The sequence below is a fragment of the Polaromonas sp. CT11-55 genome (genome assembly GCF_047303325.1).
Taxonomy (GTDB): Bacteria; Pseudomonadota; Gammaproteobacteria; order Burkholderiales; family Burkholderiaceae_C; genus Polaromonas.
Genome location: NZ_JBKBEX010000001.1, coordinates 26,823 through 52,029, shown reverse-complemented (window position 1 = coordinate 52,029; position 25,207 = coordinate 26,823). Strand labels below are relative to the sequence as shown.

Annotated in this window: 21 protein-coding genes and 1 tRNA gene; 15 read left to right on the top strand and 7 right to left on the bottom strand. The window is 64.1% G+C overall.

Annotated elements, in window-relative coordinates:
* Positions 1 to 176: 176 nt before the first annotated feature.
* Together ACEN8I_RS00255 and ACEN8I_RS00250 are read right to left on the bottom strand one after the other, a co-directional pair.
* Positions 177 to 252: transfer RNA gene (locus ACEN8I_RS00255), tRNA-Gly, on the bottom strand.
* A gap of 174 nt (positions 253 to 426) precedes the next feature.
* Complete coding sequence (locus tag ACEN8I_RS00250) at positions 427 to 612, bottom strand: hypothetical protein (RefSeq protein ID WP_413325115.1); 186 nt, start codon at positions 610 to 612, stop codon at positions 427 to 429.
* Positions 613 to 729: 117 nt separating this feature from the next.
* Here ACEN8I_RS00250 and ACEN8I_RS00245 point away from each other — a divergent pair, with 117 nt between their 5' ends.
* On the top strand, positions 730 to 1,134 hold the full coding sequence (locus tag ACEN8I_RS00245; protein ID WP_413325113.1) for a hypothetical protein: 405 nt from the start codon (positions 730 to 732) through the stop codon (positions 1,132 to 1,134).
* Between the two features lie 355 nt (positions 1,135 to 1,489).
* Complete coding sequence (locus ACEN8I_RS00240; RefSeq protein ID WP_413325111.1) at positions 1,490 to 2,194, top strand: hypothetical protein; 705 nt, start codon at positions 1,490 to 1,492, stop codon at positions 2,192 to 2,194.
* A gap of 321 nt (positions 2,195 to 2,515) precedes the next feature.
* Here the strand turns inward: ACEN8I_RS00240 and ACEN8I_RS00235 are convergent, their stop codons facing one another.
* Positions 2,516 to 4,852 (bottom strand): ATP-dependent DNA helicase, encoded by a 2,337-nt coding sequence (locus ACEN8I_RS00235; RefSeq protein WP_413325109.1) that lies wholly within the window; start codon positions 4,850 to 4,852, stop codon positions 2,516 to 2,518.
* 154 nt (positions 4,853 to 5,006) lie between these two features.
* Between ACEN8I_RS00235 and ACEN8I_RS00230 the strand changes: the two genes are divergently transcribed.
* Positions 5,007 to 5,945, top strand: a complete 939-nt coding sequence (locus ACEN8I_RS00230; RefSeq protein ID WP_413325107.1) for a DedA family protein/thiosulfate sulfurtransferase GlpE — start codon at positions 5,007 to 5,009, stop codon at positions 5,943 to 5,945.
* A gap of 375 nt (positions 5,946 to 6,320) precedes the next feature.
* The gene (locus tag ACEN8I_RS00225) at positions 6,321 to 11,492 is read left to right on the top strand and encodes a PAS domain S-box protein (RefSeq protein WP_413325105.1); all 5,172 of its coding nucleotides are present in this window, start codon (positions 6,321 to 6,323) and stop codon (positions 11,490 to 11,492) included.
* A 23-nt stretch (positions 11,493 to 11,515) separates the two neighbouring features.
* On the opposite strand, the gene ACEN8I_RS00220 is transcribed toward ACEN8I_RS00225, so the two are convergent.
* Positions 11,516 to 11,860, bottom strand: a complete 345-nt coding sequence (locus ACEN8I_RS00220) for a VOC family protein (protein ID WP_413325103.1) — start codon at positions 11,858 to 11,860, stop codon at positions 11,516 to 11,518.
* Positions 11,861 to 12,112: 252 nt separating this feature from the next.
* On the opposite strand from ACEN8I_RS00220, the gene ACEN8I_RS00215 reads away from it, so the two are divergent.
* Positions 12,113 to 13,669: an ABC transporter substrate-binding protein gene (locus tag ACEN8I_RS00215; RefSeq protein WP_413325101.1), complete on the top strand. Its 1,557-nt coding sequence runs from the start codon at positions 12,113 to 12,115 to the stop codon at positions 13,667 to 13,669.
* A gap of 75 nt (positions 13,670 to 13,744) precedes the next feature.
* On the opposite strand, the gene ACEN8I_RS00210 is transcribed toward ACEN8I_RS00215, so the two are convergent.
* Complete coding sequence (locus ACEN8I_RS00210; protein WP_413325099.1) at positions 13,745 to 14,116, bottom strand: EF-hand domain-containing protein; 372 nt, start codon at positions 14,114 to 14,116, stop codon at positions 13,745 to 13,747.
* Between the two features lie 228 nt (positions 14,117 to 14,344).
* Between ACEN8I_RS00210 and ACEN8I_RS00205 the strand changes: the two genes are divergently transcribed.
* The 7 genes from ACEN8I_RS00205 (at position 14,345) to ACEN8I_RS00175 (ending at position 19,098) form a co-directional block, all read left to right on the top strand.
* Positions 14,345 to 14,803, top strand: a complete 459-nt coding sequence (locus ACEN8I_RS00205) for an ArsR/SmtB family transcription factor (protein ID WP_413325097.1) — start codon at positions 14,345 to 14,347, stop codon at positions 14,801 to 14,803.
* Positions 14,695 to 15,150, top strand: coding sequence for an SRPBCC family protein (locus tag ACEN8I_RS00200; protein WP_413325095.1), 456 nt, complete (start codon positions 14,695 to 14,697; stop codon positions 15,148 to 15,150). Before ACEN8I_RS00205 ends, ACEN8I_RS00200 begins: the two co-directional genes overlap by 109 nt.
* Positions 15,151 to 15,198: 48 nt before the next feature.
* Positions 15,199 to 15,576 (top strand): VOC family protein, encoded by a 378-nt coding sequence (locus ACEN8I_RS00195; protein WP_413325092.1) that lies wholly within the window; start codon positions 15,199 to 15,201, stop codon positions 15,574 to 15,576.
* Between the two features lie 16 nt (positions 15,577 to 15,592).
* Entirely contained in the window at positions 15,593 to 16,372 is a 780-nt protein-coding gene (locus tag ACEN8I_RS00190; protein WP_413325088.1) for a DUF899 domain-containing protein, read from the top strand.
* A gap of 246 nt (positions 16,373 to 16,618) precedes the next feature.
* The gene (locus tag ACEN8I_RS00185; protein ID WP_413325086.1) at positions 16,619 to 18,070 is read left to right on the top strand and encodes a DHA2 family efflux MFS transporter permease subunit; all 1,452 of its coding nucleotides are present in this window, start codon (positions 16,619 to 16,621) and stop codon (positions 18,068 to 18,070) included.
* 155 nt (positions 18,071 to 18,225) lie between these two features.
* On the top strand, positions 18,226 to 18,690 hold the full coding sequence (locus tag ACEN8I_RS00180; RefSeq protein WP_413325083.1) for a hemerythrin domain-containing protein: 465 nt from the start codon (positions 18,226 to 18,228) through the stop codon (positions 18,688 to 18,690).
* 30 nt (positions 18,691 to 18,720) lie between these two features.
* The gene (locus tag ACEN8I_RS00175) at positions 18,721 to 19,098 is read left to right on the top strand and encodes a GFA family protein (protein WP_413325081.1); all 378 of its coding nucleotides are present in this window, start codon (positions 18,721 to 18,723) and stop codon (positions 19,096 to 19,098) included.
* Positions 19,099 to 19,262: 164 nt separating this feature from the next.
* Here the strand turns inward: ACEN8I_RS00175 and ACEN8I_RS00170 are convergent, their stop codons facing one another.
* Positions 19,263 to 19,502: a SlyX family protein gene (locus ACEN8I_RS00170; protein ID WP_413325079.1), complete on the bottom strand. Its 240-nt coding sequence runs from the start codon at positions 19,500 to 19,502 to the stop codon at positions 19,263 to 19,265.
* Positions 19,503 to 19,607: 105 nt separating this feature from the next.
* Between ACEN8I_RS00170 and ACEN8I_RS00165 the strand changes: the two genes are divergently transcribed.
* On the top strand, positions 19,608 to 20,324 hold the full coding sequence (locus tag ACEN8I_RS00165) for a glutathione binding-like protein (protein WP_413325077.1): 717 nt from the start codon (positions 19,608 to 19,610) through the stop codon (positions 20,322 to 20,324).
* A gap of 748 nt (positions 20,325 to 21,072) precedes the next feature.
* The gene (locus ACEN8I_RS00160; RefSeq protein ID WP_413325074.1) at positions 21,073 to 22,077 is read left to right on the top strand and encodes a lysylphosphatidylglycerol synthase domain-containing protein; all 1,005 of its coding nucleotides are present in this window, start codon (positions 21,073 to 21,075) and stop codon (positions 22,075 to 22,077) included.
* 359 nt (positions 22,078 to 22,436) lie between these two features.
* Here ACEN8I_RS00160 and ACEN8I_RS00155 read toward each other — a convergent pair whose 3' ends face one another.
* Positions 22,437 to 23,759 (bottom strand): sensor histidine kinase, encoded by a 1,323-nt coding sequence (locus ACEN8I_RS00155; RefSeq protein WP_413325072.1) that lies wholly within the window; start codon positions 23,757 to 23,759, stop codon positions 22,437 to 22,439.
* Between the two features lie 624 nt (positions 23,760 to 24,383).
* Here ACEN8I_RS00155 and ACEN8I_RS00150 point away from each other — a divergent pair.
* Positions 24,384 to 25,184, top strand: a complete 801-nt coding sequence (locus ACEN8I_RS00150) for an alpha/beta fold hydrolase (RefSeq protein ID WP_413325070.1) — start codon at positions 24,384 to 24,386, stop codon at positions 25,182 to 25,184.
* Positions 25,185 to 25,207 lie beyond the last annotated feature (23 nt).

The window sequence follows — 25,207 nt, the reverse complement described above, 5'->3', positions numbered from 1 at the left end:
GGGCAAAAAACTAAATCCATTTCGGCTGTACCCGTATGCGGGCGGCCGGCATCAAGCCGGACGGGATCTCCCGCTGCACTGCATCTCCGGGGCCATGAACCCCGGCCGCGAGCACACACGCCGCCAGACCGTTTCCTCGATCTCGCGCAGGCGGCGTGACACAGACACACCCGAAATGGAGCGGACAGACGGCTTCGAACCGACGACATTGAGCCTGGAAGGCTCACGCTCTACCGGCTGAGCTATGTCCGCAATTTCTTGCGGGACTCGCTGCCATCCAGTGTGTGGCTGCTGTCCCGCTGCTGAATTTTTAAAGAGCCCCGCGCTCGAAGCGCTCAGACGGCACGATCACCGTCAGGGGAAAACAAAAAGGCCCGGTTCCTTGCGGATACCGGGCCTCTGGTGTCAGAGATTCAGAAGGTACGCTCAGGCGTCTCCTCCTCCCGGTGGTGTGCAATCCTCATAGTTCTGTTTGAACATGGCCGTCGGCACAACGGACGGTGCAAATGAACTCAGCCCATCAAGCTGGCCCAGATAAACATCAAGGCGGCGCACGCCAGCACAGCCCCGTACGGGAGTGCTGTTGATGGCGATGGCGGCTATCGGTTTCATGATGGGTGTGTGAAAAGGGTTGGTATCAAAAGTAGCAATGGAAGGTAATGTAAAATCTTTTTACGTCACCGTCAACGCATCGTTGAAAAATAATTTTGATTGTTGCAATCACGTCACATGGATTCACCGGACATCAACCGAACGAGGCGCAACAACCTGCTGATCATCATTCGCGAATACAGCGAAAGGGAGCTGGCGGCCGGTGAGTCGCCTGTCGGCATGCTGGGCAGGCTGGCGAAAGAGCTGGGCCTGAGCGCCGGCGGGCTGAGCCAGTTCAAGGGAGACGCCAGCGGTTCAGGCCGGAACATCGGCGACGCCGCCGCCGCCCAGATCGAGAGCAGGTCGGGCAAGCCGAAAGGCTGGCTGGATGAAGACCATGGCGGCGACGCCTTCAACCCCGCAGAGAACGCCTTCATCGAAATGGCCCGTGCGGCATGGCGCACAACGGATGCCAAGGGCCGCCGGCATCTGATGCAGCTTGCGAAGCGGGGCTTTGAGGGCGCCAAGCCGGGCGATAAATAAGCCTGTTTCCCGCGCGCGGTGATTTGTAACTTGTAACGACAACGGTCCCGCTTGGTGCTCAGATGTTGCGCACCCGCATCTGCCATGCGGAAAATATCCGGCCTTGGCCACTGTTACATGAATCTGGGTTTCTTCTCTCGGGGCATGAAAATCGGCTCAGTGTGCCGTTCTCATGGAATTTGTTGCTATACAAACAATAGCGAGTATCCGAAGCAGTTCAGGGTTTCTCCGTTGAGCACAATTGCTTGCATCGCTAACATGGTGCAACCGCGCCGGGGTGCCTGACCTAGACAGCGACCCCGGTTTTTTGAATGTGCGTTCGCGCACTTTTTCGGCGCTACGCACAGGACCCAGGATGTTGTTCGCAGGCAGGAAACACGCAGCAAAAATCGCCCGCACGGCGGCCCTCGCCGTCCTTGCCGCTCCCTTGTTCTCCTTCGCCGCGCCGCTGGCACCCTACACCGACACCGCCGCCACATCATCCGCAAGTCCCGATACCGGCATGGCGCTGGTCTCCGCTTCTCCCGATGCACGCCAGGCCTTGCGCTGGGTAGTGGATGCGCGCGACAACGAAGGCCTGCCCTTTGTGATCGTCGACAAAAAAGGCGGGCGCATTTTTGTGTTCGAGGCGGGCGGCCAGCTACGCGGTACGTCGCCTGCATTGACGGGCCTGGCACCCGGCGACCACAGCGTGCCCGGGATGGCGCAGCGCAGTGTGGCCAGCTTGCGTGAGGATGAGCGCACCACGCCCGCGGGCCGCTTTGTCTCCGAGCCCGGCCACAACCTGCAGGGCGAGGCCATTGTCTGGATCGATTACGCGGCCAAGCTCGCCATACACCGCCTGCGCCCGGCGCCGCCGGCCGAGCGCCGCGCGGAGCGCCTGGCTTCGGAAACACCCGACGACAACCGCATCTCCATGGGTTGCGTGGTGGTGCCGGTCCGCTTTTACGAAACCGTGGTCGGCCCTGTCCTGGGCAAAAGCCGCGGCATCGTCTACGTGCTGCCCGAAACCCAGCCGCTGGCCAGCATGCTGGGCGCGCTGCAGCTAAGCCAGCGCTAGTCCTTCCCGGGCCCCGGCCTTCCTGGGTGCCTTGGTACGGCTGCGGCCTGCAAGCGGCTGCTTGCACAACTACACGCGCGTCAGCCATGCCCTACTTGCAACGAGCCTCCAGGCTGGCACGGCGCGCGCGGCCCGCCGCCTACATTGGATTTGTCTCTTCAACCCTGACTACTTTTTAGGAGAAACAAATGCCCATCATTGCCTGGCTATTAGGTGTCCCCCTCAGCGTGATCCTGATCCTCATGTTGCTGGGCGTGTTTTAGGCCCGCAAGGCGGCCTCAGGGCCGTTCAAACAAAAGCCCGCGAGTGCGGGCTTTTTGTTTACAGCGCATCGGCGGCTTCCCTGCGCCGCGCACGCACGCGTGCCACCTTCCACCAGCCCGGCAGCAGGCTTTGTATTTCGGGCCGGGTAAAGCGGTCGTCAATCAGGTAGACCACGCCGCGATCAGAGATCGTGCGTATTACCCGGCCGGCCGCCTGCACCACCTTCTGCAGGCCGGGGTAGAGGTAGGTGTAGTCATAACTCTGTGCCGCGCCGAAGTTGGCGCCCATGCGCTCGCGGATCTGCTCGTTCACCGCATTGATCTGGGGCAGGCCCAGCGTGGCGATAAAAGCGCCTATCAACCGGTCGCCCGGCAGGTCTATGCCTTCGGCGAATGAGCCGCCCAGCACGGCAAAGCCAATGCCTTTGGAGTTTTGCGTGAAGCGCGCCAGGAAGGCGTCGCGCGCGGCTTCCTCCATGCCGCGCGTCTGTTCCCACACCGGAATCTGCGGGTAGCGCTGGCGGAACAGCGCCAGCAGCTGCTGCAGGTAGTCGTAGCTGCTCAAGAACGCCAGGTAGTTGCCAGGCCGGCCTTCATACTGCCGCGCCATCAGGTCGATGATGGGCGAAAGCGAATCGCCCCGGTGCTGGAACCGCGTGGAGACGTCGCTGACCACCGAGACCTGCAGCTGCTCAGCCAGGAAGGGCGATTCCACCTCGGTCCACACCGTGCCGGCCGGCAGGCCCAGTGTGTCGGCGTAGTAGTTCTGCGGACTCAGCGTGGCCGAAAACAGCGCCGCCGACTGCGCGGCCGCGAAGCGCGGCGCCAGGAAGGGCGCCGGCACCACGTTGCGGATATTGAGCAGCGCCAGCGGCTGGCCCAGTGCCTGGCCTAAGGTTCCGGGCCCGCTATCGGTTTGCAGCGTCACGTCGAACAGCGAATGCTCGCCAAAGGCCTCGGCCATGCGCGAGAAATGCAGGGCCTCGAAATAAAAGTCCTGCAGCTCGCCGTCCATGCGCGTCGGGTTGGCCAGCAGGAAGTCGGTGATCTGGGTCAGGGCCTGGCCCAGGGTCTTGAGGAAAGGCGCGGGCAGCTCGGCGTGGACCTCGTAGGGTTCGTCCTGTGCCTGGTGCAGCTCCTGCAGGCCGCGGTTGATCCGCTCCAGCGCGCCGCGCACGGCGCGCGGCGCGCCGGCGTGCACCTGCTGCAGCTGCGCCTGGCTCAGCGTGGCCGAATACATTTTTCGTGCGCGTTCCACCAGGTTGTGCGCCTCGTCCACCAGCACCGCCACGCGCCACTGGTTGCCCTGGGCCTGGCCGTGCAGCAGCGCGCTGGTGTCGAAGTAATAGTTGTAGTCACCCACCACCACGTCCGACCAGGTCACCAGCTCCTGGCTCAGGTAATAAGGGCATACATGGTGGGCCAGCGCCAGCTCGCGCAGCGCGGCCTTGTCCAGTGGGCTGTGCGCGGCGGCGTGCTTCACGGCGGCGCTGCGCGCCTGCGGCAGGCGGTCGTAAAAACCCTTGGCCAGCGGACAGGCATCGCCGTGGCAGGCCTTGCCCGGGTGTTCGCAGGCCTTGTCGCGTGCCACCAGTTCCAGCACGCGCAGCGGCAGGGCCTGGCTGCTGCCCTTGATGCGGTCCAGCGCGTCCAGCGCCAGCCGGCGGCCCGGGGTTTTCGCGGCCAGGAAGAACAATTTGTCGAGCTGCTTTTTGGGCACCGCCTTGAGCAGCGGGAACACCGTGCCTATGGTCTTGCCTATGCCCGTGGGCGCCTGCGCCATCAGGCAACTGCCGGCCTGCGCGGTCTTGTAGACGGCCTCGGCCAGTTCGCGCTGGCCCGGCCGGAAGGCGGGGTGGGGAAATTCCAGTGCCGTCAGCGCCGCATCGCGCGCCTGGCGGTGCGCCAGTTCCTGCTCGGCCCAGGCCAGAAAGCGTTCGCACTGAGCCTCAAAATAGTCCTTGAGCGCGGCAGCCGTGAAGTGCTCTGTCAGCGGGTTTTCCTGCGTGCTGGCCACGTCGAAGTAGACCAGGCTCAGGTTGATGTCCTGCAACTGCCGATCCTGGCACAGTAGCCAGCCGTAAATCTTCAACTGTGCCCAGTGCAGGTGCCGTCGGTTGTCGGCCATGGCATGCAGGTCACCCCGGTAGGTCTTGACCTCTTCGAGCTGGTTCTGATCCGGGTCGTAGCCGTCGGCGCGGCCGCGCACCCTCAGTGTCTTGTACTCGCCCTCCAGACTGACTTCAGCCTGGTAGGACTCTCCACGGCGCGACGCGACCAGCGCATGGCCGGCCATGCCTTCCTGGGCCGAAGGCGAGGGGGTAAAGCGCAGGTCCAGGTCGCCGTGCTTGGCGGTGAACTCGCACAGGGCCCTGACGGCCACAAGGTATTTCAATCGGGGTGCGCTCTCTGGATGGAGGGGAAGCGGGTGGGGCAGGGCTTCATGGTAGCGCAGCCGTCCCCTCGCGGAGATTGTTCCCCCTGTGGAAACAGAACATTACCGCGCCCGCCATTTACCGATGCGCCGCAGCCGTCTACATTGACCCCCTATGGACCAAATTGTTGTGTGGCTGGAACAGTACGGCCTGGCCGCCGTCTTCCTCAACATCGTGCTGGAGCAGCTCGGCCTGCCGGTTCCGGCCTACCCGGTGCTGATACTCACCGGCGCCTTGAGTTTTAACGGCCAGTATTCGGCCGGCGGCCTGCTGCTGACAGCCGTGCTGGCCTGCCTGATCGCAGACAGCCTCTGGTACTGGGCCGGCCACCGCTACGGCAGCCGCGTGCTGAAAACCCTGTGCCGCATTTCGCTGTCGCCCGATTCCTGCGTGCGGCAGACCGAATCCATCTTCACGCGCTGGGGCGCCAGGTCGCTGGTGCTGGCCAAGTTCATTCCGGGTTTCGCCTCGCTGGCTACCGCGCTGGCGGGCCGTACCGGCGTGCCTTTCGGCCGCTTCCTCATTTTTGATGCGATAGGCGCGGCGCTGTATGCCGGCGTGGGTCTGGCCATAGGCATGGTGTTTCACAACGCGGTGGCTGATGTGCTGGCCGTCTTCGAGCAAATGGGGCGCATAGGCCTGATGGTGTTGCTGGCCGCCTTCGCGCTTTTCCTGGCGCACAAATGGTGGCAGCGCCAACGCTTTTACCGCCAGTTGCGCATGGCGCGCATTACGCCGCAGGAGCTGCTGCAGCTCACGCGCGGCGAGCAGCCGGCCGTGATCCTCGACGTGCGCACCGAGCTGAGCCGCGGCGCGGGCGGCATCATCCCGGGCGCCCTGCTGTGGTCGGACCCGGACCGCAAGATGACCACGCTGGACCTGCCGCATGACGTACCCGTGGTGGTGTATTGCGCCTGTCCCAACGACGCCTCGGCCGCCCAGGTGGCCAGGCGCCTGATGGCGGCGGGCTTCAAGAACGTGCGCCCGCTGCATGGCGGCATAGACGCCTGGCAGGCGGCCGGGCTGTCGCTGGAATACCCGCACGCCGTGTGAGTGAGGTGAATGAGGTGAATGGGTAAAAGTACCTTTGCCTTGCGGAGAAAGAGGGCGCTAAGCTCTTGTGCCCAGGCCGTTTCATTCAGTGCGCCGAAAAAGAGGTCTTAAGTTTTCAAATCTGGCATGTGCCGACGGTTACCGCACCCAAAAGAAGACAGGGTGTTGTCCTATGGCGGATTTTCCAGCGGCGCAGCACACTCGGTTTCGCAAACGCCGTGCAAAATGCATGAAGGCACCTCGCCTTTGCCAAGAAAGTAACCAGCAGCGCATGAAGCCCTCTTCGCCAGGCGAATTGACCGCAGCCCACCGCCCGCATGGCGCGGCGGGAGGGACCAGCGACGCGTTGGCGGGCCCGTTCACCGGAGTGAGGCCGTGAAGCGGGACGAAACCCTGGCCCAGGCTAACGAGCGCCTGCAGGCCGAGGCGCTGGCGCTGGCCGAGGCCAACAAGGCCCTGGCGCAGGAACTCGCCGAGCAGCGCCGCGCTGCCGAGGTGCTCCGGGACGATGTAGACAACCTGCGCAGCCTGGCGTCGATCTCGGCCGACTGGTATTGGGAGCAGGACGCCGATTACCGCTTCACAGCCTTCGCCGCCGAGCGTGGCGTGGGCGGCGCGGGCAGCAGTTCCGCGGACCCGGACCTCAACAGCGCCATCGGCAAGCAGCGCTGGGAACTCGACGGCGCCTACCCCCTGAGCATGTCCTGGGACCACCACCGCGCAGTGCTCGAGGCGCGCCAGGCGTTTCGCGATTTCGAATACATCCGGGTGCTGGACGACGGCGTGGCCCATTATTTTTCCGCCAGCGGCGTGCCGGTGTTCAACAAGCATCAGGAGTTCACCGGCTACCGCGGCATCACGCGGGACACCACGGTGGCCAGGCGCATTGAGGAAAAGGAGCGCAAGGCCGCGCGTTTCCTCGACGACGTCGTCGACAACATGCCGGTCGCCGTGCACCTGAAGTCGGTGCAGGACGGCCTGCGCATCGTGGCCTGGAACAAGGCCGCCGAAAGCCTCTACGGCATACGGCGCGAGGACGCCATGGGCCGCACCGTGCACGACCTCTGGCCGCAGGACCACGCGGACCGGATCAATGTCTCCGACGTGGAGGTGGCGAACACCGGCATCATGCAGGACTTCCCCGACCGGGTCATCATGACGCGGGACCGCGGCAGGATACGCGTGCACATGCGCAAGCTGCCGCTCAAGGACGGCGGCGGCAGGGTCACCCACATCCTGATTACGGCCGAGGACATCACCGAGCGCCTGGCCGCCGAGGACCGCCTGCGCAGCAGCCAGGCGCGGTTCAGAAGCCTCACCCAGCTCTCGTCCGACTGGTACTGGGAACAGGACAAAACTTTCCGCAACGTCTTTGTCTCCAACGATCCGCAGCGCTTTGCCCTGGGAACCCAGGTCATCGGGGAAGGGCTGTGCCGATGGGACCTGCCCAACTCCGCGCCGCTTGTCGGCACGTGGGAGGAGCACAAGGCCGTCTTGGAGGCGCATTTGCCGTTCCGTAATTTTGAGTACCAGCTGACCAAGGCGGATGGCGGTGTCATTTACCGCAGCGTCAGCGGAGAGCCGGTGTTTGGTGACAACGGAGCCTTCGAAGGCTACCGCGGCGTGGGAAGCGACATCACCGAGCGCAAGCAGACCGAAACCGCGCTGCGCACGAGCAACGCGCGTTTCCGGGCGGTGGTCGGGGCGCTTGCCGAAGGCGTGATGCTGCGCGACGCCGAAGGCAAAATCATCGACTGCAACCCCAGCGCGGAGCGCATCTTCGGCAAGACCATGGCGCAGATGAAGGGCCAGACCTCGGCGGCGCCGGATTGGGAGCGCTTGCGCGAGGACGGCACCCACATGCCCGAAGTTGAATGGGCCAGCGTGCGCGCCGTCACCAGCGGCCAGGCGCAGAACAACGTCGTGCAGCGTTACCGCAGGCCCGACGGCAGCACCTTCTGGGGCCTCATTAACGTGCAGCCTCTCTTTGACGGCAAGAGCGACAAGCCCATCGGCTTCGTCACTTCCATCTCCGACATCACCAAGCGCAAGCAGGCCGAGGTGGAAATCGTGCGGCTCAACGTCGACCTGGAAAACCGGGTCCTGCGCAGGACGGCGCAGCTCGAGGCCGCCAACAAGGAGATGGAGGCCTTCTCCTATTCCGTGGCGCACGACCTGCGCACGCCGCTGAGCACCATAGACGGCTTTTGCGCGCTGATGGAAAAACACATGCCGCCGGCCGCCGGCGAGCGCGCCCTGCATTTCCTCGAGCGCATACGCAGCAGCGTGCGGCGCATGGGCGAGCTGACCGACGGGCTGCTGGCCCTCACGCGCCTGTCGCGCACCAGCATGGTCTGGGACACGGTGGACATCAGCGCCGAGGCGCTGCGCCTGGCCAAGCGGCTCAAGGATGCCGAGGCCGGGCGCGAGGCGCGCATCGCGATCGAGCCCGGCATGGTGGCGCGCGGCGACCAGGGCATGCTCAGCCAGGTGCTGGAGCAGTTGATGGCCAACGCCTGGAAATTCAGCGCCAAGAAGGAGCGCGTCGAAATCGAGGTCGGGCGCCAGCGCGACAAGGACGGGCAGCCGGTTTTCTTCGTGAGGGATAAGGGCGCCGGCTTTGACATGGCCTACGTCGACAAGCTGTTCGGCAACTTCGAGCGCCTGCACTCGCCCGAGGAGTTCGCCGGCAGCGGCATAGGTCTGGCCACGGCCAAGCGCATCATCGACCGGCACGGCGGCAAGATCTGGGCGCAGTCGGTGGTCGGCGAAGGCAGCACCTTTTATTTCTCGCTGGGCGGTGACCAGACCGGCCTGGGGCAGGGCGGGCAGGGAGCTCAGGGCGCCCAGGCCGCCGAAATGGAGCACGAGTCGGGCTTTTCGACGCTGGAGGCGCCCAGCAGCGCACCCTTGAGCAGCGACAACGACGCCTTCATGCTCAACGACCAGCAGTTCAGCAACGCCTTCGAACATGCCGCCATCGGTATGACGCTGATCGGCATAGACTCGCGCCGCCTCAAGGTCAACACCGCCTTCTGCCAGATGCTGGGTTATTCCGAGGCCGAGATGCTGGCGCGCACCATCCATGACCTCACCCACCCCGACGACATCGAATGGGATCTGGAGCAGCGCAGGCGGGCGCTGGCCGGCGAGATCGAATCCTTCCACACGGAAAAGCGCTACATCCACAAGGACGGCCACATCGTCTGGGGTTATATGAGCTGCTCCCTGGTGCGCGACGAGGACCGCAAGCCGCTGCGCTTTATCGCGCAGATCCAGGACATCACCGAACGCAAGCAGACCGAGCAGGTGCTGCGCGAAAGCGAGGAGCGTTTCCGCGCGCTCACCGCGCTGTCCTCCGACTGGTTCTGGGAGCAGGATGAGAACTTCCGCTTTGTCGAGGTGTCCGGTGAGGCTCCCACCGCTTCGGGTGTGCGGAAATCAGCCTACGGCAAGACCCCCTGGGAGCTCGACCACATGCAGATGAGCGACGAGGGGTGGGCCCACTACAAGGCCCTGGTGCAGCGGCACGAGGTTTTCCGCGATCTTGAAACCACACGGCGCGATTCCAAAGGCCGGGTTCGTTATTTCAGCATCAGCGGCGTGCCGAAATTCGATGCCAACGGCAAGTTCACCGGCTACCGGGGAACCGGCCGCGACATGACCGAAATGCGCCGCGTCACCGAGGCGCTGCGCACCAGCGAAGCGCAACTGCGCGAAATCACCGACACCATACCCGCGTGGATCACCTACGCCGACGCCGACCAGTACCTGCGTTTTCACAACCGCGCCTACGAGGAAGTCTTCGGCATGACGAGCGCGCAGCTCGAAGGCAAGACCATACGGGAAATTGTGGGCGAGGAGATGTACGCGCTGATCAGGCCCCGGGTTGAGGAGGTGTTGCAGGGCTACCCGGTGGTCTACGAGCGCGCGCAGAAAACCGCCCGCGGCGGCACGCGCGACTACGTGGTCAACTACTTCCCTCGCTACGGCGAAGGCAGGGACGAGGGCAAGGTGATCGGCTTCTACACCCTGGCCAACGACGTCACCGAGCTCAAGCGCATAGACCGCATGAAGAGCGAGTTCGTCTCCACGGTCAGCCACGAGTTGCGCACGCCGCTCACCTCGATACGCGGTTCGCTGGGCCTGATTTCCGGCGGCGTCGCCGGCCAGCTGCCCGAGGCTGTCAAGACGCTTGTGGGCATCGCCAAGAGCAACTGCGAACGCCTGATCCGGCTCATCAACGACATCCTGGACATCGAAAAAATTGAGTCCGGCAAGATGACGCTGGACCTGCAGGTGATAGAACTCAAGCCCCTGCTGGAGCAGGCGCTGGCCGCCAACGAGGGCTACGGCACCGCCAAGAACGTGAGCCTGAGCCTGCATTGCTCCGACGAGGAACTGATGGTCAGGGCCGACGGCGACCGCCTGACGCAGGTCGTCACCAACCTCCTGTCCAACGCGATGAAGTTCTCCCCGTCCGACGGCGTGGTGGAAATCCATGCGACGCGCAGCGCGAGCGGGGGCGTGCGCGTCGAGGTGCGCGACCACGGGCCGGGCATTCCCGAGGAATTCCGCAAGCGCATCTTCCAGAAATTTTCCCAGGCCGACTCCTCCGACACGCGCCAGAAGGGCGGCACCGGGCTGGGCCTGAACATTTCGCGCGCCATCATCGAGCGCCTGGGCGGCAGCATAGGCTTTGAAACCCGTAACGGCGAAGGCACCACCTTTTACTTCGAGCTGCCCGAGTGGGTAGAGCCGCCGCCCACACGCCCGGTGGAGATGACCGGCGACAGGCCCTGCGTGCTGGTCTGCGAGGACGACCACGACATCTCCCGCCTGATCGGCATGATGCTGGACAAGGGCGGCTTCGATTCCGAGCCGGCCTACAGCGCCGAGGAAGCCCTGGCCCAACTGGGGCAGCGGCACTACGACGCCATCACGGTCGACCTCAAGCTGCCAGGCCAGGACGGCATCGCGCTGATACGCCAGCTGCGCGGGCGGCTGCTCACGCGCGACGTGCCCGTGGTCGTCATCTCGGCCTGGGCCAGTGAAGGCAAGGTGCAGTTCAACGACCAGGCCCTGACCGTGTCGGACTGGCTGGAAAAGCCCATAGACGAAAACATGCTGGTGCTGGGCGTGCGCCGCGCCATCGAAGGCGCCGCCGAAAACAAGCCCGTCATCCTGCACGTCGAGGACGACCCCGACATCCAGCGCATCGCGGCCACCATCGCGCAGGACTTCGCGACCTTTGTCTTCGCGGCAACCCTGCAGGAAGCCCGCGCGCGGCTGGAAAGCCAGCCCTTTGACCTGGTGCTGCTCGACATCAACCTCAAGGAAGGCTCGGGCTGGGACCTGCTGACCGACATCGAGGCTTTGGAGTCGCCGCCGCCCGTGGTGGTGTTCTCCGCGATGGAAGCCACACGCGCCCAGGCCGCGCGCGCCACCGCTGTGTTGGTCAAGGCCAAGACCTCTAACGAGGAACTGCTGGCCACCCTGAGGCGGGTGCTGGGCCTGGCGCGGCCTCCTGAAATAGAACTCGAGTAGCGCCGCGCAGCCGCTGACCACTACTAGGCGCCGGGCGATTCCGATTCCAGCAGCGCGGTGTAGCGGCGCTGCATCTCCTCGGGCGTCAGCGTCTCAATGCTGTGGCCCACGCTCCAGCGGTGGTCGAAGGAATCGCGAAAGCTGCCCGAGCGCTCGCCGTAAAACTGGTCCTGCGCGGCCATCTCCAGCGTGGCACCGGCTTGCGGCGCGCGGGCGATCACCGCGTCGCAGTCGTCGACATGCAGGTGCAGGGTCACGCTCACCGGCTTGCCCTGTGCGGGAGCTGCAGTGCCGTATTCCGGGAACTCGTCCGACAGCATCAGCGTGGTGCTGACGTGGATGTACGCAAACAGTTCGTGAATGGCCATGCCGGCTCCTGAAGAAGGGGGAATGCGGCCAGTCTATAGACCGACAGCCTCGCGGTCTGGAACAAATTGCCACGCCCCGGGCATGCAGCGGCCCAGCCTGCGGGGTTTAGCGGCTGCGAACGCAATCTTTCCTCTGATTGGAAATTTAATTTCAGAATAAACGCACGCCACCCAGGGTATTCACTTACATAAACTCACATTTACCCAAATATCCTACTGATTCTGAAAATTAATTTCACTTAGGAGCGCTTTATGGTTAACCATCGCCTGCATACGCGCCGGCTGCTGCCGGCTCTGGTTTTTGGCCTGATGGCCGCCCTGCAGGGCGCCGCCCCCGCGCTGGCGCAGGCGCCGGCCTCCGTAGCCAACCTGGCCATGGTGGGTGAACCGCCCTCGCTGGACCCCATGCAGGCCACCACCGACCTGGTCGGCACCATCATGCAGCACGTGTACGAGCCGCTCTACACCTTTGACGCCAAATGGAATGTCGTGCCCATGCTGGCCGAAGGCATGCCGCGTTTCTCGGCCGACGGCAAGGTGGTCACCATCACGCTGCGCAAGGGCGTGAAGCTGCACTCGGGCCGCGCGCTCGACGCCGAGGACGTGGTTGTCAGCCTCAAGCGCTGGATCAAGGAGGCGCCGCGCGGCAAGGCCGTGGGCAAGGAAATCGTCGATTTGAAGGCCGCCGGCCCGCTCACGGTGGAGCTGACGCTCAGGGCGCCTTACGCGCCGCTGCTCGCGCAACTGGCCCTTCCCAGCGGCATGGCCGCCATCATGGCCAAGGAGGCCGTGCAGATTCCGCTGCGCGACTTCATAGGCACAGGCCCCTACAAGTTCAAGGAGCGGCGCACCGACCAGTTCGTGGTGCTCACGCGCTTTGACGGCTACACCTCGCGCAAGGAGCCGGCCAACGGCTACGGCGGCAAGCGCGAGGCCTTTATCGAGGAGCTGCGCTTTATCCCCGTGCCCACGCCCGGCACGCGCGTCGAAGGCGCCTTGTCCGGCCAGTTCCACTTCGCCGACCTGCTGCCCATAGACGCGCTGGCCCGCCTCGAAAAATCCGGCGGCCGCGCCGCGCCCGTGATCACGCCGGCCTTCGGTTTTCCTTACCTGGTGTTCAACACCCGCGAGGGCATCAACGCCAACAAGGGCATGCGCCAGGCGATCCAGACCGCCATTGGCCCCGGTGAAATGATGGCCGCCGGTTTCGGCGACACGCGCTTCTTCACGGCCGAGGCCAACCACTTCCCGCAGGGCTCGCCGTATTACTCCGCCGCCGGCGCCGAGAACTACAACCAGCGCGACCCCGCCAAGGCCAAGGGCCTGGCCGAGGCCGCCGGCTACAAGGGCGAGACCGTGCGCATCCTCACCAGCCGCCAGTACGACTTCCACTACAACATGGCCGTGGTCATGGCCGAGCAACTCAAGCGCGCCGGCATCAAGGCCGAGCTCACCGTGGTCGACTGGTCCACGCTGGTGCAGCGCCGCAACGACTCCGCCGCCTGGGACATCTACGTCACGCACTCGGGCCTCTTGCCCGAACCCATGCTCTCGCCGCCGCAGCTCGGCGACGGCGCGCCCGGCTGGTGGAACACCCCGGGCAAGCAGGCCGCGCTGCTTGAGTTCAACCACACCCCGGTTCCCGCCAAGCGCGCGCCGCTGTGGGGCAAGGTGCAGCAGCTGGTGTACGACGAAGTGCCTTACATCGACATCGGCAAGTTCAACAGCCTGTCGGCCAAGTCCACCAAACTCGAAAACTACCAGCCCGCGCTGTGGCCTTTCTTCTGGAACGTGAAGCTCAAGAACTGATCGCAATCAGCGTTCAGAAAAACAAAAGCCGTGCGGCTGCAAACCGCACGGCTTTTTTCATGGGCGAAGGTTTCCTCAGGGTTGCCGGCTCTGGTTCATCGCGTTGTCGAATTCTTCGCGCGAGAGAAAGTTGTCCTTGTTGAGGTCGGCCTCGTCAAAGTGTTTCGAGACGCCGCGAAAGTTCGAGGCCTCGTCGCGGCTGACCTTGCCGTCGCCGTTCTTGTCCATGAACTTGAAGGCGCGCTCCAGGTCCTTGCTGTCGTACTTGGCGACCGCCGCAGGCGCGGAGGCCGCCGCCGCCGGCTGCGCAGTCTGGGCCTGCGCCTGCGTGGCCAGCAGGGCGGCCGCGGCGGCCAGGGCCAGCAAAGACCCCAGCATCACCATGCGGGGCCGGGCCAGGCTGGAAGGCGCGTGGGTGGGGATGGTCTTTGTCGTGGGCTGCTTCATGGGCTTCCTCTGTGGTGATACGTCATTGAGTGATACGTCATAGTCATCATTGGATGCTAACCCCGCCCTCAATACCAGTGTTCTTGCAGGGTGTTGCGCCGCTTTACCTGCGCGTGCGCGCCCGACACACTTCTTTGCACGCCCGCGCCAGGCGCGCTCACACAAAAAAACATCTTTCCCGATGAAGCCGGGTTGACAAGGCAGGTGGCCTGTCTAATACTAAGCTAAATGGTTAAGTATCAAGACAATGCCGATGAAGCCCTCAACGCCGTGTTCGCCGCGCTGGCGGACCCGACACGCCGCAAGGTACTGCAAGACCTGGAGCGCGGCCATCTTTCCGTCGGCGAGCTGGCCCAGCCGCACGGCATGTCTTTGCCCGGCTTCATGAAGCATCTGCGCGTGCTCGAGGATGCCGGCCTGGTGACCCGCGCCAAGGATGGGCGTGTCGTCAACCTGGCCCTGTCGCCCGAGCCCATGCAGGAGGCCGCCATGTGGCTGTCCCGTTACGAGAAGTTCTGGTCCGAGCGCCTCGACGCGTTGGGCCGCTACCTGTACCACCAAGAGGAGCTGAACCCGCCATGGAAAAAAGCGCAACGCAAGGCAAGCCGACCTCCGTCAATTTCACCCGGCACTACCCCGCCAGCTGCGAAAAAGTCTGGCGCGCGTGGACCGACCCGCAAGCGCTAGCGCAATGGTTCGGGCCCGACCCGGCCGGCGTGGTGACCCTGGCCGAGATGGACGTGCGCGTGGGCGGGCGTTACCACATCCGCTTCGGTGTGCCGGGCCAGGAGACTCACAACGTGAGCGGCACCTACCTTGAAGTGGAGCCGCCTCACAAGCTGGTGTTCGACTGGGGCTGGCAGAGCACGCCCGAACGCGTGTCGCGGGTCACCGTCACGCTGCGGCCCTCGGGCGGCGGCACCGAGCTTGTGTTCATGCACGAAAAATTCTTCGACCAGGCCGCGCGCGACAGCCACAACCAGGGCTGGGCCGGCGCCTTCCTCAAACTCGACAAGCTTTTCCCCGCTGCATAGTCCGCGCCGTCCGCCGCCTGGAGCGCATCACCCAGAAAGGAGTCCACCATGCTCGCCAACCGAAACGCCATGCCCACCATCGCCGTCAAGGACCTGGCCGCCGCCCGCAGCTTCTATGAAGGCAAACTGGGTCTCACGCCGCTGCAAAGCGCGCAAGAGGGCGTGCTCATTTACCAGAGCGGCACCGCCACCCTTGTCGTCTATGTCTCGCAGTTCGCCGGCAGCAACCGGGCCACCGCCTGCACCTGGGGCGTGGGCGATGAGTTCGACGCCATCATGAAAGCACTCAAGGCCAAGGGCGTGGTATTTGAGCACTACGACCTGCCCGGCATGGCGCTGCAGGGCGACGCCCATGTGGCCGGCGACTTCAAGGGCGCCTGGTTCAAGGAACCGGACGGCAACATCCTGCACATCCTCAACCGTTGATCAAGGAGCCACGCCCGTGAATACCAACCCCGCCATGCATGCCATCGTGTCCCGAGAGGAATGGCTCGCCGCGCGCCGCCTGCTGCTGGCCCGCGAAAAAGAGCTCACCGCCCAGCGCGACCTGGTGAGCGCCGAGCGCCGCCGCCTGCCCTGGGTGCCGGTCGACAAAGCCTATGTGTTCCACGGCCCGAACGGCCCCGAAAGCCTGGCCGGTCTGTTTGAAGGGCGCAGCCAGCTCATCGTCTACCACTTCATGTTCGGCCCGGACTGGAAAGAGGGCTGCCCCAGTTGCTCGTTTCTGGCGGACCACGTCGACGGCGCCTTGCCGCACCTGGCCGCGCGCGGCATCACGCTGGCCGTGGTCTCGCGCGCGCCGCTGGACAAGCTCGCCGCCTTCAAGCGGCGCATGGGCTGGCGCTTCAAGTGGGTGTCGTCTTCCGGAAGCGATTTCAACTACGACTACCACGTCTCCTTCACGCCCGAAGCACTCGCCGGCGGAAAGGTCGACTACAACTACCGCATGGAAGACGTCGGAAACATGGAGGACCTGCACGGCATCAGCGTGTTCGCGCGCGACGGCCAGGGCAATCTCTTCCACACCTATTCAAGCTACGCCCGCGGCGCGGACGCCCTGGTGGGCACTTACCACTACATGGACCTCACGCCCAAAGGGCGCGACGAGGACGGCCTGCCTTTTCCCATGGCCTGGGTGCGCCACCATGACAAATACGGCGCGGCTGAGCCCACGGCCCAGGTCGCCCCGGCCTGTTGCCACGCCGAGGCCGGCGCCGCATGACATAGGTGAGAACCGCATTTTCGGAGTTCTGCGGATAAAGCTAGATCCACAGAAGAAGCTGATCCGCAGATTTCGCGGATGTACGCAGATAAGAAAAAAATCATAATGTAAAGCCGTGAATCGACGTAGGGGACAGGGGTGAAGCCTTGAGTACAAACACCTTGCCTTCAATCTGCGCAAATCTGCGTCATCTGTGGATAAAACTTGAAGCATTCATGTAAGTAAAAAGCAGAGGAGAAATCGCCCATGAGACAACACATGGACAGCCGCAAGCGCTGGTGGGCCCTGATGGTGCTGTGCCTCGGGGTGCTGATGATCGTGCTCGACACCACCATCGTCAACGTCGCCCTGCCTTCCATACGCACCGACCTGCATTTCACCGAAACCTCGCTGGTCTGGGTCGTCAATGCCTATATGCTGACCTTCGGCGGCTTTTTGCTGCTGGGCGGCCGGCTCGGCGACCTCTACGGCCACCGCCGGCTGTTTCTTGCGGGGCTCAGCCTCTTTACCCTGGCCTCGCTGGCTTGCGGCCTCGCCAACTCACAGGCGCTGCTCGTCGTCGCGCGCGCGGTTCAAGGCCTGGGCGGAGCCGTGGTGTCGGCGATTTCGCTCTCGCTCATCATGAACCTCTTCACCGAGCCGGCCGAGCGTGCCAAGGCCATGGGTGTCTACGGCTTTGTCTGCGCCGGCGGCGGCAGCATAGGCGTGCTGCTGGGCGGCGTGCTCACCGACTCGTTGAGCTGGCACTGGATCTTCCTGGTCAACCTGCCCATAGGCGGCGCGGTCTTCGCGCTGTGCCTCTTGCTGCTGCCCGGCGGCAAGGGCCAGGTCACCGGCGCCAGGCTTGACGTGGGCGGCGCCGTCACCGTCACGAGCTCGCTGATGCTGGCCGTCTACGGCATCGTCAACGGTAACGAGGCCGGCTGGCTCTCGGGCCAGACCTTGGGCCTGCTGGGCGCGGCCGCGCTGCTCATGGCCGTCTTCCTGGCGATTGAATCCAAAGTGCAGACGCCGCTGATGCCGCTGGGCCTGTTCCGTCTGCGCAACGTCGCCACCGCCAATGTGGCGGGTGTGCTCTGGGCGGCCGCCATGTTCGCCTGGTTCTTCATCTCGGCGCTCTACATGCAACTGGTGCTGGGCTACAGTGCCATGCAGGTGGGCCTGGGCTTCTTGCCGGCCAACCTCATCATGGCCGCGTTCTCGCTGGGCCTGTCGGCCAAAATTGTGATGCGCTTTGGCATACGTGCGCCCCTGGCCGCTGGCCTGTTGCTGGCCGCCGTGGGCCTGGCGCTGTTCGCGCGCGCGCCCGTGGCCGGTAACTTCGTGACCGATGCGCTGCCCGGCATGCTGCTGCTGGGTCTGGGCGCCGGCATGGCCTTCAACCCCGTGCTGCTGGCCGCCATGAGCGATGTGGACCCCAGCGAATCGGGCATCGCCTCGGGCGTGGTCAACACCTCCTTCATGATGGGCGGCGCCCTGGGCCTGGCCGTGCTGGCCAGCCTGGCGGCCGCGCGCACCACGTCGCTGGGCGCCGCGGGGCTGGAGGCGACCGCGGCGCTCAACGGCGGCTACCAGTTGGCCTTTGTGATCGGTGCGATCTTCGCGGCCGTGGCCGCTGTGCTGGGCGCCGTGCTGCTCAGGCCCGGCGCGGCCCCGGGCGGTGCCGGCGAACCCTCGCCCGCCAATTCACCGGGCTAGGCCGCAGGGCCAAGGCCGTCGTCGCCGCGGCGCGCCGTTTCCTACATGCGCTGGCAGGCTTGGCCTACCCCGAGGTAGCGGCCGCCTTCCAAGAATCGCGTAACAGCCCGCCCCGGGTTGCAACCAATCCCAATTACCAAACTGAAGGAAACACCATGCCCACCACCAAGGCCACACCCGTGCACAAGGAAGCCACCGCCATGCTCAGGGCCGACCACAAGCTGGTCAGCGAGCTCTTTGATCAGTACGAAAAAAGCCGCTCCCCCGCCAAAAAGAAGGAACTGGTCACCCAGATCTGCAAGGAGCTCACGGTGCATGCGCAGGTCGAGGAAGAAATTTTCTACCCCGCCGTCAAGGCCGCCCTCAAGGACCATGAGCTGATTCCCGAGGCCAGCGTCGAGCACGCCACCCTCAAGGACCTGATCGCCCAGGTCGAGGGCCTGGAGCCCGACGGCGAAATGTTTGACGCCAAGATCAAGGTCATGTCCGAATACGTCAAGCACCACGTCAAGGAAGAGCAGAACGAGATCTTCCCCAAGGCCCGCGCCACCCAGCTGGACATGACCGAGCTGGGCGCGCAGATCAGCGCCCGCAAACAGGAACTCATGGCCGCTGCCTGAGGCGGCCCGGTCCACGGCAGGAGAGGGCCCATGGCGACCATTACCGGAAGCTGCCACTGCGGCAAAAACGCCTTTCGCATAGACGGCGAAATGCCGGCCCAGCTCACGCGCTGCACCTGTTCGTTCTGCAGCAGGCGCGGCGCGCTGCTCGCTTACTACACGCCGGAACAGTTCCACGTCACCACCCCCGAGGACGCCGACGCGGTTTACCGCTGGCAGACCAAGCTCGTGGACCACCACTTCTGTGCCAAGTGCGGTGTTTCCACCTACTCCGACAGCCCTGCCTTTGAGATGGACGGCAGCTGGGACGGCAGCACCCGCCGCATAGGCGTCAATGCGCGCCTGTTCGATGATTTTGATGCCGCCGAAGCGCCCGTCGCCGTGATAGACGGCAAAAACCTCTGGTAGCCCGTGCGCGTACTCCGGGGATGCAAATTCATCCGCAGATTTCGCAGATTTACGCAGATTAAAAACAGGAAGTTTTAATCGAAATCTCACACCCCGCGACTTTGCATCTGAGGGTCTTCATCTGTGTAAATCTGCGTAATCTGCGGATATAAATTTCCCACAGCTCAGAAGTGCGGCGGCAGCTCGTCGCGCAGGCTGCGCGTGGTGGTGATGTCGCCGTCACGCACGGGCGCGGCCTTGAGTTCGGCCACCTCGCGCAGCAGGGCGTCGATTTGCTGCTGCTGGCGCACGATGATTTTGTCGAGCTGCTCCAGCAGGTCTTCGGCAAAGCTGGCCTTGATCTCGAGTTCGGTCAGGCGGCTGTCGGTGTGGTTCTCGGCTTGCATGCCCTTATTGGACACCATGGCGGGGGGAGCCGGGGAGGCCGGGGAAATAACCGGCGCCCTGCGCGTTTGCCCGGCTTGGGCTACGCTTGGCGGCTGTCGTTTATTTCCAGCCGCACACACACCATGACCCAAGCCAAAAACTTCCCCCAGGACTTCCCCATCACCCAGAAATGGCCCGCCCAGCACCCGGACCAAATCCAGCTGTACTCGCTGCCCACGCCCAACGGCGTCAAGGTCTCCATCATGCTCGAGGAGACCGGCCTGGCCTATGAGCCCCACCTCGTGAGTTTTGAGACCAACGACCAGATGTCGCCGGCCTTTCTCTCGCTCAACCCCAACAACAAGATTCCCGCCATCATCGACCCCAAAGGCCCCGGCGGTCAGCCTTTGGCCCTCTTCGAGTCCGGCGCCATCCTGCTCTACCTGGCCGAAAAAACCGGCAAATTCATCCCCCAGGACGCCGCAGGACGCTATGAAGCCATCCAGTGGCTGATGTTCCAGATGGGCGGCATAGGCCCCATGTTCGGCCAGCTCGGCTTTTTCCATAAATTCGCCGGCAAGGCGTATGAAGACAAGCGGCCCCGCGACCGCTATGTCGCCGAATCGAAACGTCTGCTCGGCGTGCTCGAGCAGCGCCTCCAAGGCCGCAACTGGATCATGGGCGATGAGTACACCATCGCCGATATCGCCACCTTCCCGTGGGTGAGGAATCTGGTTGGGTTTTATGAAGCTGGCGAACTTGTTGAGTTCGCCGGCTTTCCGAATGTGAAGCGGGTGTTGGAGGCTTTTGTGGCGCGGCCGGCGGTGGTGAAGGGCTTAGCTATTCCCAAGCGGGGTTGATGTCGGGTCTTGTTCCGGCGGGCGCGCTCTTCCTCTTCATCCTCCTCCTTCCTCTTCTTGGTTCAGCTGGCCGGGTCTCGCCCCGGCGGGCGACCTACTTTCTTTTGCTTCGCCAAAAGAAAGTAGGCAAAGAAAAGGCGACCCGCAGTCTGGGTCCCCTGCGCTTCGCTGCGGGGCAATCTGCGGTGCTCGAGCCAAGCGGGGTCCGGCTAAACTCGCTTCGCTCAGACAACGCCGGCCCTGATCCGCTTGTCTCTGCGCTCCTCGGCCCAGCCAGGACGGGGCAATCGGGAGCGGGGACAGAAGACAAAGAAACCAATACCAATACAAACAAGGACACGCCATGGCGTGTCCTTGTGGGTTTCTGTATTCGGTATTCCTATCCCACCCCCTTGTGTATGCGCCGAGGAGCGCAGGTTCAGGCGGATAAGGGATCGCGTTGTCTGAGCGAAGCGAGTTTAGCGAGACCCCGCCTGAACCGAGCACCGCAGGTTGCCCCGGAGCGAAGCGCAGGGGACGCAGACACCAGGGTCGCCTTTCTTTTGCTTACTTTTCTTTGGCGAAACAAAGAAAAGTGAGTTGCCGCCGGGCAACCCCCGGCCAGCCGCTCTCAGCAGAGGAAAGAGGAGGAAGAGCGCGCAAGGCCGGAGCAAGACCCGGCCCCTCACCCCGTCGGTCTGCGCCTACAAAAAGCAGCGCCGCCACCGTCTGGCGCCCAGCGCCCGCCCCGGGGCAAGATGCAGCCATCATGGTCACCAGCGCGGCGCCTGTTTCCGCCAGCCCTTCTTCATCGTCCCCTTCCTCCGTCGCTACTTCGCTGTGGCCGCGCGTGCGGCGCTGGGTGTTTCCGGTGCTGGGAATTGTGGTGCTGGGCCTGCTGGTGTCGCATGCGCACAAGGTGGACTGGGCTGGCGCCTGGCAGGCGCTGTGGCGTTATTCGCCCTGGCTGCTGCTAGGCGTGCTGGGCCTGGCGACGGCCAGCCATGCGCTGTATGGCTGCTTTGACCTGATAGGCCGGCGCCACACGCGCCACACCTTGCCGCGCCTGCAGACCTGGGCGATCGCGGTAACGAGCTATGCCTTCAACCTGAACCTGGGCTCGCTGGTGGGCGGCGTGGCGCTGCGCGCGCGCCTGTACACCCGCGCGGGGCTCGACGAAGCAACCATCGCGCAAATCGTGGGCCTGAGCCTGGCGACCAACTGGCTGGGTTACGGTTTGGTGGCGGGCAGCCTGTTCGCCGCGGGCCTGATCGCCCCGCCCAGCCAGGCCCACATAGGCGCGACGGCATTGCGCGTACTGGGCGCGGCCATGGTCTTGCTGGCCCTGGCCTATGTGGCGGCCTGCGCCTTCGCGCATGGGCGCGAGTGGCGCGTACGCGGCAAGCGGCTGACATTGCCTTCGCCGGGCCTGGCACTCATACAGCTGCTGCTGTCGGCCGCCAACTGGGCGCTGATGGGCGCGGCCATGTACGTGCTGCTGGGCGGCCAGGTGGAGTACGGCAAGGCGCTGGGCGTGCTGATGGCGGCCGCCATCGTGGGGGTGATCATGCCGATTCCCGGTGGGCTGGGGGTGCTGGAGGCGGTGTATCTGGCGCTGTTGTCGGGGAGTGTGAAGCAGGGCACTCTAATGGGAGCCGTATTGGCGTACAGGGCGCTGTACTACCTCTTGCCCTTGGCTGGGGGCTTGCTGTTGTATGTGTTGCTGGAGAAATATGCAGCCAGCCATGCAGGGGCCGCACCCGCTGTCGAATGAAAGCCTATTGCGGTTTTCTGTATTCGGCTGTTTGGTATTCCTGTTCCCACCCCTTCTGGATGCGCCCAGGAGCGCAGGGCCAGACGGATCAGGGATCGCGTTGTTTGAGCGAAGCGCAGCGTAGCGAGTTTAGCGAGACCCCGGCTGGACCGAGCACCGCAGGTTGCCCGCAGCGAAGCGGAGGGACGCAGCAAGTAGGGTCGCCTTTTCTTTTGCTTACTTTTCTTTTGGCGAAGCAAAAGAAAAGTGAGTAGCTGCCGGGCTACCCCCGGCCAGCAAGCCTCAGCAGAGTAAGCAGAAAGACGAAGAGAGGAGAACGAGAGAAGGGGGAGGCGCGCCCGCCGGAGCAAGACCCGGCATCACCCCTTCTCGTACCTCGCCAGCTCAACCCAAAAAACACTACCCTTTCCCTGGCGGTCAGCCATCCCCACCGGATGCCCCAGCAGCTGGCTCAGGCGGTAAATCGCCGCCAGTTCCAGCCCGAAGCCCTCGGCCGTGCCCTGCTGCGGAATGCCTTGCGGGAATGTTTGCTGGCGTTCGTGCGCGATGCCCGCGCCCGTGTCCCAGAGTTCTATGCGCCACTGGCCGCGCCGCGGCCTGGCCGCCAGCAGCACGCCGCCGCCGTGCGTGTTGCGCAAGGCGTTCGACAGCAGGCTGCCCACCAGCCGCGCCAGCAGCACCGGGTCCGACAGCGCCTGGCCCGAGGCCGCCCGTGTGCGCAGGCGCAGGCCCTTTTCGCGCGCCAGCGGCAGGTGCTCTTCGGCCACCGTGTGGATCAGCGCGGCTAAATCCACCGGCTGCGTATGCACCGTCAGCGACGCCGGGTCCAGCCCCGCGAGGCTGAACAGCGAATCAAACAGGTCGTCGATCTTGCGCGTCGAATCGGCGATCTTGCGCGCGATCTGCGTCGCGAACTCCGGCTCCAGCGTCAGCCAGTCGGCATACAGGCCCAGCGCGTGCACCGGCCGGCGCAGCTCATGCGCGGCGCTCGCGATAAAGCGCGTGCGCACCGCCTCCGCATCCGCCACCGCGCGCTTGCGTTCCTCCAGCGCCTTGATCAGCTCCTGGCGGTCGAACTGCCGCTCCAGGCTGATGTGCCGGGCCCGGTACATGCGCCGCCCCGTCACATGCGCCACCGCCAGGAAGACCAGCACCACCGCCATCTCGGCGCCGGTGTCCAGCGCGGCGGGCACGCCGCCCCCAAAGTCCATGCGCCAGACAAAGGCCGCCAGCACCGAGGCGCCCAGGCCGTTGCAATAATCCGAGAAAGTGCGCAAACACGGCGGCGACGAAGACACCGCCGTCGCCGCGAGGCCCGACAGCATCAGCATGCAGATCAGTTGTTCCTCCACGGGCGCCCGGTGGTAGACCACAAACATCAGCGCGCCCCAGACCACCGCGCTCAAGGGCCAGGCCCAGCTGTGCAGCGACATGAACTCCCGCAGCGCCACACCGTCGGCCTCCGCCAGGCGCGCGCGGTAGGCATGCAGGATGGCATAACGCAGCAAGGTCATGGAGCTTGCCGCCACCGCCCATACCGAGAGGTCCCAGGGGTCCACATGCCGGTACAGCAGCGCCACCGTCGCCATGATCGCCAGCACCGCTGTATGGAGCGTGGGCTGCGCATGCCGCATAAAGGCGTGGGCCAGCTGCGTGCTGACCCAGGACTCGCGCGGGCTCATCGGCGGGCGCTTCCGGTGGCGGCTGGCAGGATGGGCGTCATTGAGAAAGAAAGGATTTTTTCCGTAAGCGAGAGCACGACAACAACAACCATATCAGAGGGCGGGACGAGGGTTCCTACGTAGCCAGCTTAGGGACATCCACCATGCCTTCGCGCCGGAAAGGTCTGTATGCAGACATTCTTTGCGGGGTTTGGCGGATTGGCCGCGGCGCGGCTGTTCCAAAGGCTTAACGGCAGCCGGGGCGCGGAAGTTCTGCCTTGTGCTGGCGTGCCCGCGTCCGGTCCTGCCAGCCCCAGGGCCGATCTTGCCAGTGTTGGCGGGCTTGGGCGAGTCGTCTTTGGTTGTCGTTGGGCGGTGCTTGCGGGGGTGGAACGCATACCTTTTTATTCATGGTTGTAGGGGAAAACACCGGTAGTGCTTGCATGTAAGTCCCGGGTCCCGGGATGAACCCGGGTTGAAACTGTGGAAGCCGGGCGCAGGATGTTCTGGCTAAGATGGGGCCTAACTGCAGAAGCGGATATTTCCAGTTCTTCCGTGGGTGCATACCTGCGGACAGAGATCAAGAAGTAGCGAACTGGCACCGCTCGAACCAGCCGTCTTGCCGAAAATTTGAGAGATACACCCATGACAACGACGTACGCTCCCAAACAGACGGCCGCTCGTGGGCATACTATTCAAATCAACAACATTGAGATGTACTACGAGGAGTACGGTGCCGGAAAACCCCTGGTGCTTTTGCATGGGTTTGGCGGCTGTGCGCAGAACTGGCATCCCTTCACCGCGAAGCTCTCGGAGCGCCATCGGCTGATCGTCGTGGACCTGCGTGGCCATGGCCATTCCACCAATCCCGAGAACAAGTTCACGCATAGGGAGGCGGCCGGTGACGTGTTCCTCTTGCTCGACAAGTTGGGTGTCGGGCAGTTCTCGGCGATGGGAATGAGCTCCGGCGGAATGACGCTGCTGCACATGACAACGAGCCAGCCAAAGCGCATCGACTCAATGGTATTAATCAGTGCAACTACCCATTTCCCCGATCAGGCACGAGCCATCATGCGCAGAGCTTCGTTTGGCACCATGCCCCAGCAAGTGCGGGAAATGTACCGGGAGTGTGCAAAACGCGGTGAGGAACAGATTCGTCAACTCATGGCACAGTTCAACGCGTTACACGCCAACTACGACGATATGAATTTCACCGCGCAAAGGTTATCAACCATCACAGCTCGCACGCTCGTCGTGCACGGTGATCGCGACGCCTTTTTTCCCGTTGAGATTCCTGTAAGCCTCTACCGTTCCATACCGGATGCCGAGTTATGGATTATTCCTGGCGGCGACCACGTTCCAATTTACGATTCCACGGTTCCATTCACCTCTACAGCACTGCGATTCCTTGATGAGGCAGGCAGCAAACAACCATCAACGGCCTGACGCGGCGCTCAAGCTCACACTCA